Source organism: Hymenobacter lapidiphilus (assembly GCF_013377885.1).
In the GTDB taxonomy this organism is placed as follows: Bacteria; Bacteroidota; Bacteroidia; order Cytophagales; family Hymenobacteraceae; genus Hymenobacter; species Hymenobacter lapidiphilus.
Map to the genome: position 1 here is coordinate 40950 of NZ_JABKAU010000031.1, position 14697 is coordinate 55646.

The 14697-nt window shown below is 60.8% G+C and carries 14 protein-coding genes; 5 read left to right on the forward strand and 9 right to left on the reverse strand.

The window, feature by feature from the left end; translation table 11 throughout:
- Nucleotides 1-52 precede the first annotated feature (52 nt).
- A complete protein-coding gene (locus HW554_RS15055) occupies nucleotides 53-841 on the reverse strand; it encodes an energy transducer TonB (protein ID WP_176909399.1) in 789 nt (262 codons plus the stop codon).
- A gap of 233 nt (nucleotides 842-1074) precedes the next feature.
- Nucleotides 1075-3759 carry an alanine--tRNA ligase gene (alaS, locus tag HW554_RS15060; RefSeq protein ID WP_176909400.1) on the reverse strand — a complete coding sequence of 895 codons (2685 nt, stop codon included), beginning with the start codon at nucleotides 3757-3759 and terminating at the stop codon, nucleotides 1075-1077.
- A gap of 271 nt (nucleotides 3760-4030) precedes the next feature.
- Here alaS and HW554_RS15065 point away from each other — a divergent pair, with 271 nt between their 5' ends.
- The 3 genes from HW554_RS15065 (at nucleotide 4031) to HW554_RS15075 (ending at nucleotide 6800) form a co-directional block, all read left to right on the forward strand.
- Nucleotides 4031-4393 carry a MerR family transcriptional regulator gene (locus HW554_RS15065; RefSeq protein WP_176909401.1) on the forward strand — a complete coding sequence of 121 codons (363 nt, stop codon included), beginning with the start codon at nucleotides 4031-4033 and terminating at the stop codon, nucleotides 4391-4393.
- Between the two features lie 379 nt (nucleotides 4394-4772).
- A complete protein-coding gene (gene dprA / locus HW554_RS15070) occupies nucleotides 4773-5906 on the forward strand; it encodes a DNA-processing protein DprA (protein WP_176909402.1) in 1134 nt (377 codons plus the stop codon).
- Between the two features lie 54 nt (nucleotides 5907-5960).
- Nucleotides 5961-6800 carry an aminotransferase class IV gene (locus HW554_RS15075; protein WP_176909403.1) on the forward strand — a complete coding sequence of 280 codons (840 nt, stop codon included), beginning with the start codon at nucleotides 5961-5963 and terminating at the stop codon, nucleotides 6798-6800.
- A gap of 44 nt (nucleotides 6801-6844) precedes the next feature.
- Here the strand turns inward: HW554_RS15075 and HW554_RS15080 are convergent, their stop codons facing one another.
- The 7 genes from HW554_RS15080 to HW554_RS15110 form a co-directional block, all read right to left on the reverse strand.
- Nucleotides 6845-7057, reverse strand: coding sequence for a hypothetical protein (locus HW554_RS15080; RefSeq protein WP_176909404.1), 213 nt, complete (start codon nucleotides 7055-7057; stop codon nucleotides 6845-6847).
- Nucleotides 7058-7122: 65 nt separating this feature from the next.
- The gene (locus tag HW554_RS15085) at nucleotides 7123-7917 is read right to left on the reverse strand and encodes a thymidylate synthase (RefSeq protein ID WP_176909405.1); all 795 of its coding nucleotides are present in this window, start codon (nucleotides 7915-7917) and stop codon (nucleotides 7123-7125) included.
- Between the two features lie 116 nt (nucleotides 7918-8033).
- Nucleotides 8034-9212 carry an FAD-binding domain-containing protein gene (locus HW554_RS15090; RefSeq protein ID WP_176909406.1) on the reverse strand — a complete coding sequence of 393 codons (1179 nt, stop codon included), beginning with the start codon at nucleotides 9210-9212 and terminating at the stop codon, nucleotides 8034-8036.
- 26 nt (nucleotides 9213-9238) lie between these two features.
- Entirely contained in the window at nucleotides 9239-9532 is a 294-nt protein-coding gene (locus HW554_RS15095; protein WP_176909407.1) for a TIGR03643 family protein, read from the reverse strand.
- Nucleotides 9533-9634: 102 nt separating this feature from the next.
- Nucleotides 9635-10120, reverse strand: coding sequence for an SRPBCC family protein (locus HW554_RS15100; protein ID WP_176909408.1), 486 nt, complete (start codon nucleotides 10118-10120; stop codon nucleotides 9635-9637).
- 2 nt (nucleotides 10121-10122) lie between these two features.
- Nucleotides 10123-10665: an energy transducer TonB gene (locus tag HW554_RS15105; RefSeq protein ID WP_176909409.1), complete on the reverse strand. Its 543-nt coding sequence runs from the start codon at nucleotides 10663-10665 to the stop codon at nucleotides 10123-10125.
- 72 nt (nucleotides 10666-10737) lie between these two features.
- A complete protein-coding gene (locus HW554_RS15110; protein WP_176909410.1) occupies nucleotides 10738-10962 on the reverse strand; it encodes a hypothetical protein in 225 nt (74 codons plus the stop codon).
- Nucleotides 10963-11169: 207 nt separating this feature from the next.
- Between HW554_RS15110 and HW554_RS15115 the strand changes: the two genes are divergently transcribed.
- Nucleotides 11170-13464 carry an efflux RND transporter permease subunit gene (locus HW554_RS15115; RefSeq protein ID WP_176909412.1) on the forward strand — a complete coding sequence of 765 codons (2295 nt, stop codon included), beginning with the start codon at nucleotides 11170-11172 and terminating at the stop codon, nucleotides 13462-13464.
- Nucleotides 13465-13688: 224 nt separating this feature from the next.
- On the forward strand, nucleotides 13689-13982 hold the full coding sequence (locus HW554_RS15120; protein ID WP_176909413.1) for a NifU family protein: 294 nt from the start codon (nucleotides 13689-13691) through the stop codon (nucleotides 13980-13982).
- The last annotated feature ends 715 nt before the right edge of the window (nucleotides 13983-14697 follow it).

A 14697-nucleotide genomic window follows, 5' to 3' on the forward strand; every position in this document is an offset into this window, starting at 1 on the left:
GGAGTTAACCTGATGCGCGGACTAGTTTTAGTAAGCACAATAGGTTTTTGCTCTATTGAATTTTGAATGTAGCTGGCACACTGAAACGCACCGCTACCGGTTCGCCCTCCCGCTGACCCGGCGTGAAAGGTTTCAATTGGCGAACTGCCCGCACGGCGGCACCCTGCAGAGACGAATATGTGCGGCGTAATCCAGCCGATGCCCCCGCCGGTAGCTCGTGCGCCCGCACATCCTCCAGCTTACCATCTGCCCCGATAGTAAAGTTTACGATGACTACCCCTTGCACTCCGGCCCGCAGTGCATCAGGGGGGTAAATAGTGTTTCGGCCAATCGCGCGCAGGAGCGCCTCCTGCCCGCCTGGATAAACCGGCATCTCCGAGAAGGGGAAATATGCTATCGGCTGCCCATCAGGTCCGAAACATTCGCCCGTAGTAGGTTGCCCAGGCGTTAGTTGCTCTCGCCGCCGTAATACCCCGGTATCATAGTAAGTTTGACGAATTCCCCGTAACTCACCCAGCACAAAGGCTTCCTGCAGGCGGGGTTTGCCGTTTTCGTAAAATTCCAGGTGAGCCCCGTGCCATACCCGAGAGTCCTGTTTAAGGAAAGCCTGGTACGAATAAAGCTTGCCGCTGGGGAGCAAATAAAGCCTTTCTACACCCCGCGTGCTGTCAATCAGCGTCGTCTCTACCCGATACTTGGCCCCTTCGGGTGAGGATAAGCGGCGAGAGTATTGGTCCTGATACTCTGTAGTGCGTGTAATGCGCGCACTATCGGGCAAAGGGGCCGCCGCCAGTGAGCCAGCAGCCACAAGAAGTAGTATCAACAGTAGTTTGTATTTCATAACAACGAATGTAGTAGGCCTCTACAAATATTACCCGGTTCAGATGTACCAAACTATGCTGGCCGCACGCTTAAACCGGACAACGAATGCTCAAGATATTTTAGAAAGTCAAAAGCCCGTCATGCTGAGCGGAGCCGAAGCATCTCTACTGCTTTGTAGCCTAATTCCAGAGTAGCGGTAGAGATGCTTCGGCTCCGCTCAGCATGACGGGCCTATTAATTTAACTAAGGATGCTATCCGGCCAGTGCCTTTTCCACCAGCTCCTTAGCCTTGCTAATAGCGGCGGACAGCCCGGCCGCGTTCTTGCCGCCGGCCGTGGCGAAGAACGGCTGGCCGCCGCCGCCGCCCTGGATTTCCTTGCCCAGCTCGCGCACCAAGGTGCTGGCATTGAGCTTACCGGCTGCCACCAACTCGTCGGCCAGCATCACGGCCAGCTGGGGCTTGCCGTCAATCTCGGCGCCGAGCACGGCTACGAGGTTGGGCACGGCCTGCCGGAGCTGGAAGGCCAGCGTTTTGAGGCCCTCGGCCGATGTGGCCTGCACTTGGGCGGCCAGGAAGTTCACCTCGCCGAGCGGCTGCACCTGCCCCGCCAACTGCTCACGCTGCTGGTTGATGCTCTGCTGGGCGAACTGCTCGATCTGCTTGCGCAGGGTGGCAATTTCCTCGGTCTGCTTCTCGATGCCGGGCAGCAGGTGCTGGGGGTTGCCCAGCGCCTCGCGCACCTGGCCCAGCAAGTCCAGCTGCTGGTTCACGAAGGCTTCGGCAGCCTCGGCCGTTACGGCCTCGATGCGGCGCACGCCCGCGCCCACCGCGCTTTCGCTCGTGATGCGGAAGTAGCCGATGTCGCCGGTGGTGCGCACGTGGCAGCCGCCGCAGAGCTCCACCGAAAAGTCGCGGTCGAAGGTGATAACGCGCACGAACTCGCCGTACTTCTCGCCGAACAGGGCCGTGGCGCCCAGGTTCTTGGCCTCATCAATCGGCACGTTGCGGCGCTCGTCCAGCGGAATCTGCTGGCGGATGCGGGCGTTCACCAGCGTTTCCACCTGCCGGAGCTGGTCGTCGGTTACTTTGGTAAAGTGCGAGAAGTCGAAGCGCAGCAGCTTTTCGTTCACCAGCGAGCCTTTCTGGGCCACGTGGGCGCCTACCACCTCGCGCAGGGCGGCCTGCAGCAGGTGGGTGGCGGTGTGATTGCGCTGGATCTGGGCGCGGCGGGCGGGCTCGTAGCGGGCCAGAAACTCGCCTTCCAGATCCTGGGGCAGCTCCAGCACGGTGTGTACAATCAGGTCGTTCTCCTTCTTGGTGTCCACCACCCGCACCTTGCTCAGCGGGCTTTCCAGGTAGCCCGTGTCGCCTACCTGCCCGCCCGACTCAGCGTAGAATGGCGTCTGGTCGAGCACTACCTGGTACTCGGTTTTGCCCTTGCGGGCGGTGCGGCGGTAGCGCAGGATGCGGGCCGGCGCCTCGGCCTGGTCGTAGCCCACGAAAGCGGGTACGTCTTCCGATTCGAGCACTACGGTCCAGTCGCTCTGCTCAGTTTCCTGGGCGTTGCGGGAGCGGTTTTTCTGGGCCGCCAGCGCCTGCTGGAAGCCGTCCTCGTCCACCGTAAGGCCCTTTTCGCGGGCAATCAGGGCCGTCAGGTCGAGCGGGAAGCCGAACGTATCCGACAGCTCGAAAGCCGTGGGCCCATCGATGCGGTTGCCCTGCTGGCGGAAGCCTTCTTCGAGCGAATCGAGGCGGCGCAGGCCGTTTTCAAGGGTTTTGAGGAAGCTAATTTCCTCCTCCTCGATTACCCGCTGCACAAACTGCTGCTGGGCTTTGAGCTCGGGGAAGATATTGCGCATCTGGTCGGCCAGCACGGGCACGATTTTGTACAAGAACGGCTGCTTCTGGTTGAGGCTCGAAAACGCGTAGCGCACGGCCCGCCGCAGGATGCGCCGGATAACGTAGCCGGCCTTCACGTTGCTCGGCAGCTGGCCGTCGGCGATGGTAAAGGCAATGGTACGGATGTGGTCGGCAATGACCCGGATGGCAATGTCGGTCTTCTCGTTCTCGGTGGCCGGCTGGTCGGTTACGGTGGCCGGGGAAGTGCCGTGGTAGGCCACGTTCACCTCCTTGGCGATGAACTGAATCAGGGGCTGAAAAACGTCGGTGTCGTAGTTGGACTTCACGCCCGACACGGCCATCATCAAGCGCTCGAATCCCATGCCCGTATCTACGTTCTGCTGAGGCAGTTTCAGCAGTGACTTATCGGCCCGTCGCTCAAATTCCATGAACACGTTGTTCCACACTTCCACCACTTGTGGGTGGTCGGCATTTACCAGCTCGGAGCCGGCTTTGGCGGCCCGCTCCTCGTCGGAGCGCAGGTCGATGTGAATTTCGGTGCAGGGTCCGCAAGGGCCGGTGTCGCCCATTTCCCAGAAGTTATCCTTCTTGTTACCGGGCAGAATCCGCTCGTCGGTGGTGTACTTGCGCCACAGCTCCTGGGTCTCGGTATCGGGGCCGAGGTTGTCGCCGGCGTCGCCCTCGAAGTAGGTTACGTAGAGGCGGTCGGGGTCGAGGCCGTACACATCCACGAGCAATTCCCAGGCCCAGGCAATGGCGTCGGTCTTGAAATAATCCCCGAACGACCAGTTGCCGAGCATCTCGAACATGGTGTGGTGGTAGGTGTCGTAGCCTACCTCTTCGAGGTCGTTGTGCTTGCCCGACACGCGCAGGCATTTCTGGGTGTCGGCGATGCGCTTGAACGGGGCGGGCTTGTTGCCGAGGAAGTAGTCCTTGAACGGGGCCATGCCCGAGTTGATGAACAGCAGCGTGGGGTCGTTTTTAACCACAATCGGGGCCGAAGGCACGATGTGGTGGCCCTTGGAGGCGAAGAAATCGAGGAACTGCTGGCGGACGTGCGAGGCGGTTGGGAGCATATGGCAGGGGCGCGCTGCGGGCGCCCAATCAAGAGGCAGTAAGCCGAAGGTGAAACCAGAAATTGGTGGCAACCGGGTTTTTGCCTACTTTTCGCAAACAAGGAATCCGGCGCTACCGGCAAAGGTAGCCCATCTTGCAGAAGTGAGAAACGCCGAGCGAACCGAACGACTGTAGCGCGAGGCTTCAGCTTCGCGGGCCGTTGCTGGCTGCTAAACGATTCCGTCCAAACGATACGCGAAGCAGGAGCTTCGCGCTACAGCCTGCCCCCGCATGACCTACCAAGACCGCGAAATAGAGAAGCAGTACTTTACCATCGGCGAAGTGGCCCAGCAGTTCAACGTGGCCCCCTCGCTGATTCGGTTCTGGGAAACGGAGTTCGACGAGCTACGCCCGCGCAAGAGCAAAAAGGGCAACCGCCTCTACACGCCCCAGGACATCGATATTTTCCGCACCATCTACCACCTAGTAAAAGAGCGCGGCTACACGATACCTGGCGCCCGCGACCTGCTCAAGCAGAAAGGCCCCCAACTCAAGGAGAAAATCGACGTGATTCAAAGCCTGGAAAAAGTCCGCAAGTTCATGATGACCATGAAAAAGGATTTGGACGCTATTGGGAAGCAGCCAAATAATTGATGATGGAGCCCTTTGATCAACCTGAAAAACGCCCCTCTGAATCGTGGTCATTAGCGGTTCTTACCTTCTTAGCAACACTAGCAACAGCCTTTATGGCATTGGTAGGTGGGTTTGTTCTTGGATGGATATTCGGTAATGGGATGACCAGAAATGATTGGGGGAGCCGAGGCGACTTTACGTTTCATGCAACGCTGCTACTCTGGCTGCTTGGCTGTGCGACACTTGCTATCTACTTGTTTAATAAGCATAAGTACTTTAGCATCACAGGCATACTCTTAGGTATGCTATTAGCAGTGTATATCTACTTTTGGTTTCCTGGGTATTGAGTAGACAAGTATGAGCGACATAGTAGCAGCAAGCATATATTTTTCAGGGTTTCATGTTACCTGATCATTCTGACCTCCTCCACGAAGTTGCCCTGACGCTGTTCCCGAATGTGGGGCCGCAGCTGACGCGGCAGCTGATGAGCTACGCCGGCTCGGCCCGCAACGCGCTGCACCTGCCGGCGGGTAAGCTGCTGAAGATTCCGGGCGTGGGGCCGAAAACAGTGGGGTTGCTCGTGGGCAAGCCCCGCACGGAGGCCCTCAATCAGGCCGAGGAGGCATTGCGACGGGCTGAGAAAGAGGGCGTACAGCTGCTGTTATACACCAGCAAGGCGTTTCCGGCGCGGCTCAAGCTGCTGCCCGATGCCCCGGCCCTGCTCTACTACCAGGGCACGGCCGACCTTAACCACCCCAAAACACTGGCTCTGGTGGGCACCCGCCAGGCCACCGACTACGGCCGCGAGCAAACCGAGCGGATAATTAAAGGTATTGCCGCCCACCGTCCGCTTATTGTGAGTGGCCTGGCCTACGGCATTGACATTGCCGCCCACCGCGCCGCGCTGCAGGAAGGGCTGGAAACGGTGGGCGTGATGGCCACCGGCCTCGACGTGCTATACCCGGCCGTACACCGCAAAACGGCCGAGAAAATGCTGACCCAGGGCGGCCTGCTCACCGAATTTGCCTTCGGCACCCCGCCCGACAAGTACAACTTTCCGCAGCGCAACCGCATCATTGCGGGCCTCGCAGATGGCACGGTAGTCGTGGAAGCGGCCAAAAAGGGCGGGGCATTGATAACGGCCGACCTGGCCCAGGGCTACGACCGGGACGTGCTGGCCGTACCCGGTCCGCTGGGCTCGGCCGCGTCGGAAGGCTGCCACGAGCTCATCAAGAGCAACAAAGCCGCACTCTACTCCGAGCCCCGCGACATCGAGCAACTGCTGAACTGGGACCTGGCCCTGCACCTGCACGGCCGCCCCAAAGCCCCTAAAACCTTCGACCCGCTCGATTTCACGGCCGACGAATTCGGCCTGCTGACCGTGCTGCAGGCTACTCCCAATCGCGAGGAGCACCTCGATACGCTGGCCTGGAAAGCGCAGCTGCCAGTACATCTGGTGGCCGGACTGCTGCTGAGCCTGGAGTTCGGGGGCGTGATAAAGGCCCTACCCGGTAAGCGGTTCGCACTGGTTTAAGCGGTTGGGACTTCGCTCAGAATGACGTTCTTCTTGACAGCCATCAACTAACCCATGCTGCTTTACAACGGCCAGCTACACCCCGAATCCGCGTTTGCGCTGCCGCTGCCCAACCGGGGGCTGCAGTTCAACGACGGGTTCTTCGAGACGCTGGTGTGGGCCGACGGGGCGGTGCGCTACAGTCCGCAGCACTTGGCGCGCATGCAACGGGCCGCTGCTGCCCTGGCCCTGCCGCTGCCCCCGGCCCTGGTCACCCTCGGGGCCCTGACGGCCACACTGGCCCGGCTGGTGGCGGCCCAGCTGCAGCCAACCCAACCGCAGCGGCTCCGGCTGCAGCTCTGGCGGCCGGGCGGCGGCCTGTATGCGCCTCCCGAACCAGCTGCGCCGGCCGAGTGGCTGGCCACGGCCCGGCCGTTTGAGGCCCGCACTGCGCCGGTGGTGCGAGCCGGCTTCGGCACCACGGTGCGCACCCAGCTTAGCCCGGTATCGTTCTGCAAAGGCCCCAATGCCCTGCTTTATGTGCTGGCCGCCCGCGAGCGGGAGCAGCGCGGGCTTGATGAGCTACTACTGCTCTCAGCGGCCGGGCACGTAGCGGAAGCCGGCGCGGCGGCCGTGGGCTGGGTGCGAAACGGAGCAGTATATGTGCCGGCAGAGGCCGCGGGCGGGGTGAGCAGCGTGCGGCTGGCGCATCTGCGCGATGCGGCGGTCCAGCTGGGCGTGGCCTGGCACGAAGGGCTCTATGAACCGGACGCGCTGCTGGCCGCCGAAGCCGTGTTTACGGCTAATGTGGCCGGTTTACGGCCCGTGTTGGCGGTGCAAGGCCAGTCTTTTGAATCGGCGAAGCACCCGCTGCTGCAACAGTTGTTGGCGGCCGACGCCGGATTGATGGGGTAAGCTGGATGAATGACGTTGTCGCTTAAAATAATGAACTCTTAGCGCTATTTCTGGCGATGCTGGAGCTGCATCCAGCTTTCCATGTGGCGTACCAAGTCGGCCTCGGTCACGTCGTTCTCGCGCAGAATTTGGCGGCGGTCGAAGGCGGGGTTTTCCAGCGAATACAGGGCAACCCAGGTCCGGTGCTTACGCGACAGGCCCGGCAATCCGTCGTCATCGGCGGGGTTTTGGTCGGGAACAAACGGAAAATTCAACATCGCCCAGTTACGAAACTGGTGGCCGTTTGGATTGCGGTACCCGCATAGGGCCCTGTAGCGCTGAGCTACACCGCTACCGGGGCCTTAATGGCGGGCCAGGGGTCGTAGTTTTCCAGCGTAAAATCTTCGTAGCTGAAATCGAAAATATCGGTTACGGCCGGGTTGAGGCGCATGGCAGGCAGCGGCCGCGGTTCGCGGGTGAGCTGCAGGGCGGCCTGCTCCAGGTGGTTGCTGTAGAGGTGGGTGTCGCCGCCGGTCCAGATGAATTCGCCGGGCTCCAGGCCCGTTACCTGGGCCATCATCAGCGTGAGCAGCGCGTAGGAGGCGATGTTGAACGGCACGCCCAGGAATACATCGGCTGAGCGCTGGTAGAGCTGGCAGCTCAGACGGCCATCGGCCACGTAGAACTGGAACAGGGCGTGGCAGGGCGTGAGGCGCATAAGAGGCAGTTCGGCCACGTTCCAGGCACTCACCACCATGCGGCGCGAGTCGGGCTGGGTGCGCAGCAGGTGTACCATCTGGGCAATCTGGTCGATGCTCTGGCCGTTGGGGGCCTGCCAGCTGCGCCACTGCTGCCCGTAAATGGGGCCCAGCTCGCCGTTTTCATCCGCCCACTCGCGCCAGATGCTCACGCCCACCTCTTCGAGCGACTTGTTGCTGGTGTCGCCGCGCAGAAACCACAGCAGCTCGTGGATGATGCTTTTGAGGTGGACCTTTTTGGTGGTCACCAGTGGGAAACCGGCCCGCAAGTCAAACCGCATCTGGTGGCCGAACACCGACAGCGTGCCGGTGCCAGTGCGGTCGGTTTTGCGGGTACCACTGTCGAGGATATGCTGAAGAAGCGCGTGGTATTGCTGCATGGCAAGGTAGCGGAAACGTGGACTGAACCAGCCTCCAAGCAGCTTGTAAAACTACCCCAGAAACGGCCGGAAGGCAAAACAGGAGCCCAAAAGTAGACAATCTGTCCAAGATGCTGCTACGAACCCGCCTGCTGCCGGCGCAGTACTTTCTCGCACTTTTTCCAGTAGTTGAAGAACCCGGGGAAGTAGCCGGCCACTTCCGGCACCAGCCAGGCGCGGGCGTCGTGGGTGCCGGGGTAGTGCCCCGACGAGGGGTGCTGGCGGGTGTAGATGGCGGGCACCCGCGCCAGTTGCGCCAACTCGGCGGCCTCGCCCACAAACACTTGCACGCCGGCAATATTGTCGAGGGCCAGCTGCTGGATAAAGGCCAGCACAGTTTCGCTCACCGGGAAGCGCCGGAAGTGCGAGGGTTCGAGTAGCAGCACGCGGTTGGCCGGCTCGTCGGCGCGCCATTGCGGGTCGAGGTGGTAGCTGTTGTAGAGCAGCAGCGGCAGCGCGGGGTCGATAACCGGGGCGGACGTAACGGGCAGCGGCGTGGTGAAATCGGGCGCGGTGGTAGCCCGGAGCGGAGCCGGCACGGGCAGGTCGGGCAGGGCGCTGTAGGCTACATCGAGGTAGGTGTGGCGCTGCTGGCTGCCGGTGTAGTGGTTGATATTTTCCTGGTTGCAGTAGTAGGGCTTGCTGGAAAAAGCGCCCGCCACCCACTGCCAGCTGCAGGTGTTGCTGGCCAGGTCGCCATCGAGCAGGTGGTAGTAGAGCCACGCGGCCGGGGCCGCCCAGTGCGCCCGCCCGATGTTGCAGGCCAGGCTGGCCACGTACATGCGCAGGTGGTTGTGCAGGTAGCCAGTCGCGTAAAGGCGGCCGATGTGCGCATCGACGGCCGCAATGCCGGTGCTGGCGGCGGGCAGGGCCACCGGCAACTCCCGGTGCGCCACGCCAGACTGGGGCTGGCGCAAATCCGTGAACAGGTCCTCCCCTTTCGCCTCCCACACCCGCTGGAAAAAGTCGCGCCAGCCCAGCTCGCTGGCCAGTTTCTGCATGTCGTCGAAGACGAAACCGCGGGCCAGCAGGGCCTCATATACCTGCCGGGTACTGATGACGCCCCGGCTCAGGTAAGGCGAAAGGTAAGTGATGGCCCCGTTGAGGAAATTGCGCGAGCGGCCATAACGAGCCGGGTCGATGGCCGCCACGCGGGCCATAATATCCTCGTAGCGGGTCGGGAAGCTAATTTCAGGGGCGGCGGCGGCTTCGGATTGGGCCTGGCCGGCGTGCAGCTTATGCAGGTGCGTACTCATAACGGATGGCGGGCGTGGCAGCCGCGTTAGCGCTTGCTGATTTTGTTGTGCGTGATGCTGCGCTGCTGGTCGCTTTTGAAGCCGGTTACATCGTCGGCGCGGAGGGCGCGGTGCTTGGTGGCCCGGCCGCTCATACGCGCCCGCCACATCCGGAACGAGGATGCCTTCATCTCGCGGCGCATGAGGGCAACAACATCTTTCTCGGCCAGGCCAAACTGCGCCTCAATGGCTTCAAAGGGCGTCCGGTCTTCCCAGCCCATTTCAATAATTCGGTCGATATCGGCGGCAGACAGGATCGGGAGAGTGGGCTTTTCGGACATAGCGGAGCGGCGGCGGTTGAGGTATCAGTGCTGAAAACCGCTGCGCTTTAGGAGATGTTTCGGGTGACGCCGTGCGATGAGTGTCAGAAGCCGCACCGGCCCTTACTGCTGCTTTTCCAGCACTTCGCGCCACTGGTCGCTTTCGGCGTACTCCTTCACCACCCGCCCGCGCTCGGCCAGAAACCGCCGTAAATACCGTTTCAGCACCAGCGCATCCACCAGCCAGCCCAGGAAACCCAGCGGCGAGGCAAATTCGAACACGTCGCGCATCAGCGTGGCGCCCGAATCCTGCGCCTCAAAATGATGCTTGTGCCGCATATACCGGAACGCGCCACGCTGCATTTCATCGCAAAAGTAGCGGGGCGCATCCAGCGCGGTTACCTGGCTCGTCAGCGTCTGCCACACGCCGAAGTGCCGGGCCCGAAACGTTACCGAGTCGCCGAGCTGCAGCACCCCGCTGCGGACACCGGCTACAATGGTTTCGCCGGTTTGGCGGGTGGAAATGGTGTGCAGGTCCACGCTCAGGGCCAGCCGAAAGCAGCGTTCGGGCGGGGCGTTGATGTGCGTCAGGACTTTAAGGATAGGCATCTTTACATAATCACAAATAGCAAGCTCATTTCTTCCTCCGTGGCTTCGGCAGCTGGCTCAAAGCGCAATTGTTGGAGTACCCTATGTGCTTCCTGAATCAGCGCATCTCTGCCCCCTTGACCATTAATTGTTGTGCTATCAAGGAGCTGGGTTTCTGTAACTTCTCCAGCGGCATTTATAAAAACCTTAATTCTTACGGTTCCCTCTGTCTGAGTTTTCAATGCTTTGACAGGAAACTTGATAGTTCGCTGGTAAAAATCGAAATAGCTTTTGTCCTCGGGCAGAGTCTGTTTATCGCGTAGTCGCTGCCCAATACCGCGCCTGATTAATGGTGCATTATTCCAATAGGCATTCTTGCGCTTAGCATTGAGTTGGCCTTGGGTTGCTACCGATTGTGGGGCTGCCACTGGCAAGGCTTCCCACCGGTTGTAGCTGCTCTGCGCCACGGCCGGTAGGCCCAGTAACAGCAGCAGCAAGCCTGGCAGCCGGCCGTACTTGGGGATGAAGGAGTGCGCCAGCCAGTTGAGTAGTTTCCAGTCCATCATTGTCGGGTAAGCCCAATGCCCCATGTGCTTTCCGCGCATGGGGCATTTTCGTTCTTATGGTTCCGAGAATCTTTACAACGACTTCACGGCCGGCTTGGCGGCCGGCGTAGCGGCGGCGGTGCTGGTTTTGGCGTCCTTTTTCATGCAGCACGAGGGCGTGCTGGCCATGGGGCAGGAGGCTTTGGTTTCGGTGGTGGCGGTGGCTTTCTTGGCCTTCTTGCCTTTGTCGCCTTCCGAGGCGGTGGCGGCCGAAGCGGTGAAAGCGAACAGGGCGAGGGCGAGCAGGGCGTTTTTCATGACGACGAATGTGATGGTGAAGGAAACAAATGCCCGAAAACGGCGGTTGGACTTCGGTTGCTCCTAAAGTACGCAATGCCTACCGGATTTCCTGCCGGGCTCTGCCTGGTTTTCCGGCGCTTTTAGCGGGCCGCCCGCACACTTCGTTCATCGACCCGCGAAGCCGGAGCGTATCTTTGCTGTCCTCCGCTTCGCGCTACCTGCTTTATGCCCCTTCGCCGCTACGCGCACCTGACTTTGTGGGCCCTTGGGCTGCTAACGGCCCTGGCCGTGTTTTTCGTGGCCCAGCTGCGGTTCAACTACAATTTCAACGACTTCTACCCCGCCGGCGACCCCGACCTCGACTACTACGAGGCGTACGCCGCCCGCTTCGGCAACGACAACGACTACGTGCTGCTGGGCCTTGAAGCCCCCACGGGCCAGACCGTATTCGACCCGCGCTTTCTGGTGCGGCTCGATTCGCTGACCCGGTTTCTGGACGGCCGCCGCCACGTGCTGCGGGTGTCGTCGCCGACCAACGCCAGCAACCCGGTGGTGGAGGGACCGGGCGTGTTCAACCTGCCCTACCTGCACCCCTACGAGCCCGAGCGCCGCGCCCTCGACTCGGCGCTGATATACCGGACGCCGGGCCTCGTGGGCAACCTGATTTCCCGGGATGCCCGTGCCGCTACGATTCTCTTCCAGACCTCGCCCAACCTGAGCAAGCCGCCCGGCGACTCGCTGCTGAGCGCCCTGCGGCGCGAGCTGGTTCGCCAGAACTTCGCCGAAGACCAGTACCACCTGGCCGGCAAGCAGGTGGCCCAGTCGGTGTTCGTAGACCGGCTGCAGAACGAGCTGGCGCTGTTTATGAGCCTGTCGGTGGTACTCGTGACGGGGCTGCTGTGGCTTACGTTCCGGACCTGGTGGGGCGTGGTGCTGCCGCTGGTGGTGGTGCTGGGGTCCATTCTGTGGGGGCTGGCCGTGATGTCGGCCTTCGGGGTGAGCATCGATTTGATGACGGCCCTGCTGCCGGTGATGCTGTTCGTGGTGGGCATGTCGGACACCATTCACCTCATTACCCGCTACGTAACGGAGCTGGGCTACGGAGCCGAAAAGCGGCCGGCGCTGCTGGTGGCCATGCGCGAGTCGGCCTTCGGCTCGGGGCTTTCGGCCCTCACCACCAGCATCGGCTTTTTCTCACTGATGACCAGCTCCATCAGGCCCATCTACAACTTCGGGCTGTTCACGGGCGTTGCCGTGCTGCTCACGTTTGTGCTGAGCTTCACGCTGCTGCCGGCTTTGCTGGTGCTGCTCAAAAAGCCCCAGCTGCGCGTACCACGCGAGCAGGGCCACAGTTGGGACGGCGTGCTGGGCCGCCTGTTCCGGCAGGTGCTGGCCCGGCGGCACTGGGTGGTGGGCATTAGCGCCGTAGTACTGATTCTGTCAATCGGCTCGGCTTCCACCATCCGCATCAACTCGGCGCTGCTCGACGACCTGTCCAAAAACGACCCGGTGAAGCTGGATTTTCGATTTTTCGAAGACAACTTCGCCGGCGTGCGGCCCTTCGAAATGGCCCTGGACCCCGGCCCCAACCGCACGGTGTTCGATTTGGAAGTGCTGCGCGAAACCGAGCAGATTGAGAACTACCTGCAGCAGAGCTACGGCCTCAATTTCGTGGCCTCGCCCGTCACCATCATCAAATCGGTACGCAAGGCCCTGAATGGCGGCCTGGTGGAAGAATACCGCCTGCCCGCCGATGAGGCCGAGCTGGCGCGGCTGCTGCGCAAGGTGAAGCTGCTGAGCCGCAAACCCGAGTTCCGGGCCCTGGCCCTGCCCGATGCCTCGCAGGGCCGCCTCACCGGCCGCATGGCCGATGTAGGGAGCATCAAGGTACACGCCCTCAACGGGGGCCTGCGCCAGTTTCTGCGCACGTCCATCGACTCGACGGTGGTGCAAACCCGACTCACCGGCTCGGCCAACCTTATCGATAAGAACAACGAAAACCTGAGCCGCGACATGATTATCGGCATGACGCTCGACATCGTGATGGTCACGCTTATCATCCTGGCCCTGTTCCGGAGCCTGCGCATGACGCTGGTGGTGCTCATTCCCAACCTGTTCCCGATTCTGCTGGTAGCCGGCGTAATGGGCCTGGCCGGGGTGAGCATGAAGGTGAGCACGAGCATCATCTTCACCATTGCCTTTGGTATTGCCGTCGATGATACCATCCACTTCATGAGCAAGCTCAAGCTCATGTTGCTCAAGGAAGACAACCTGTTCCGGGCGGTACGCAAAACCTACCTGATGGCCGGCAAAGCCGTCGTCGTCACCTCCCTGATTCTGGTCGGCGGCTTCTCGACGCTGATTTTCTCCTCCTTCGACGGCACCTTCTACGTGGGCCTGCTCATTGGCCTGACGCTGCTGTTCGGCGTCGTGGCCGAGCTCACGCTGCTGCCGATTCTGATTCTGTGGCTGTATAAGCACGAACCTAAAGCTATTATCGAGGAAGTAGTGGTGCCGTAGGGGATAATGGTTAGTGAAAAGAACGTCATTCAGAGCGCAGCGAAGAATCTCGCTCGCAGTTGATAAACGGCCCGGCAACAATTCGAGCGAGATTCTTCGCTGCGCTCTGAATGACGTTCATCCACCGGCCACCTACCCCGAACTTCCCGCCCGCTTCGCTGGTTGACACTTGTACCCCCGCTAGAAAGCTTATCTTTGCTCTAGCACTACCAAAACCGCAATTCATGGAAGTATCCGTCGACTCTCACCCCCTACTGCCGCGCATCGAGCAGGCCCTCGACGGCATCCGGCCCTACCTGGCCGCCGACGGTGGCAACGTGCGGGTAATCGAAATCACCGACGACATGGTGCTGCGCTTGGAACTGCTCGGCGCCTGTGGCACCTGCCCCATGTCGGCCATGACGCTGAAAGCCGGCGTGGAGGAATCGGTAAAGAAAGCCGTACCCGAAATCAGGTCCGTAGAAGCCATTAACCTAACGCCCATGAGCGAGCAGCCCGCCGGCCAGGTGCGTTCTTAAGCCACTAGCTGACAGCCACTAGCTGTTAGGTTTTCTGTCGAGCGAATCCCTACTACTTCAGCCGCGCCCCGTTCCTGCCGTTTCATCGGTGGCGGCGGGGCGCGGTGGGTTTATTCGGACTTGCATGAAAAGGGCCGTATGCTTGTAGCGCGAAGCTTCTGCTTCGCGTATCGTTGAACGACTCCACGCGACGCGGCATTCAGCAACGATACGCGAAGCAGAAGCTTCGCGCTACAAGCATACGGCCCTCATTTACAGCACATATTCTGCGACGATACAAAGTATGGTGAACCCATTCGCAATAGGGTCGACTATCAGGCGGCCCTGATCCGCATAGAAAGCATCTTCAGCGCCACACCTGGCACGGCGGAGTTCAATAAATTGGATGTGCTTACTACAGCGGTGCAGGCCTACGATGCTATTCACCATCCCATTCCGGAGCCCGAACCCATTGATTAATTTAGTACCCAGGCTATGGCCATGCGACTACTCCTGATTTGCCTCCTGACGATAATACCCCTGCTGGGTTGCGGCCAGTCGCCATCGGCTCCTGAAAAAGCCTACGAAGCGGCCTTCAACCATATCAAGCGGGACCGTAAACTTCGCCGGATGGGGTATAGACTTAAAGACGTAGCTGTATTCGATAGTATCGTTCATAAGAATTTGACGTGGTTCAGTCAAGACCTCGGAGTATTATGGGGTTATACAGGCTATC

Excerpts from the sequence above, each read along its gene's own strand:
- HW554_RS15055 (WP_176909399.1), bottom strand. The coding sequence starts at position 841 with ATGAAATACAAACTACTGTTGATACTACTTCTTGTGGCTGCTGGCTCA.
- alaS (WP_176909400.1), bottom strand. The coding sequence starts at position 3,759 with ATGCTCCCAACCGCCTCGCACGTCCGCCAGCAGTTCCTCGATTTCTTC.
- HW554_RS15065 (WP_176909401.1), top strand. The coding sequence starts at position 4,031 with ATGACCTACCAAGACCGCGAAATAGAGAAGCAGTACTTTACCATCGGC.
- dprA (WP_176909402.1), top strand. The coding sequence starts at position 4,773 with ATGTTACCTGATCATTCTGACCTCCTCCACGAAGTTGCCCTGACGCTG.
- HW554_RS15075 (WP_176909403.1), top strand. The coding sequence starts at position 5,961 with ATGCTGCTTTACAACGGCCAGCTACACCCCGAATCCGCGTTTGCGCTG.
- HW554_RS15080 (WP_176909404.1), bottom strand. The coding sequence starts at position 7,057 with ATGTTGAATTTTCCGTTTGTTCCCGACCAAAACCCCGCCGATGACGAC.
- HW554_RS15085 (WP_176909405.1), bottom strand. The coding sequence starts at position 7,917 with ATGCAGCAATACCACGCGCTTCTTCAGCATATCCTCGACAGTGGTACC.
- HW554_RS15090 (WP_176909406.1), bottom strand. The coding sequence starts at position 9,212 with ATGAGTACGCACCTGCATAAGCTGCACGCCGGCCAGGCCCAATCCGAA.
- HW554_RS15095 (WP_176909407.1), bottom strand. The coding sequence starts at position 9,532 with ATGTCCGAAAAGCCCACTCTCCCGATCCTGTCTGCCGCCGATATCGAC.
- HW554_RS15100 (WP_176909408.1), bottom strand. The coding sequence starts at position 10,120 with ATGCCTATCCTTAAAGTCCTGACGCACATCAACGCCCCGCCCGAACGC.
- HW554_RS15105 (WP_176909409.1), bottom strand. The coding sequence starts at position 10,665 with ATGATGGACTGGAAACTACTCAACTGGCTGGCGCACTCCTTCATCCCC.
- HW554_RS15110 (WP_176909410.1), bottom strand. The coding sequence starts at position 10,962 with ATGAAAAACGCCCTGCTCGCCCTCGCCCTGTTCGCTTTCACCGCTTCG.
- HW554_RS15115 (WP_176909412.1), top strand. The coding sequence starts at position 11,170 with ATGCCCCTTCGCCGCTACGCGCACCTGACTTTGTGGGCCCTTGGGCTG.
- HW554_RS15120 (WP_176909413.1), top strand. The coding sequence starts at position 13,689 with ATGGAAGTATCCGTCGACTCTCACCCCCTACTGCCGCGCATCGAGCAG.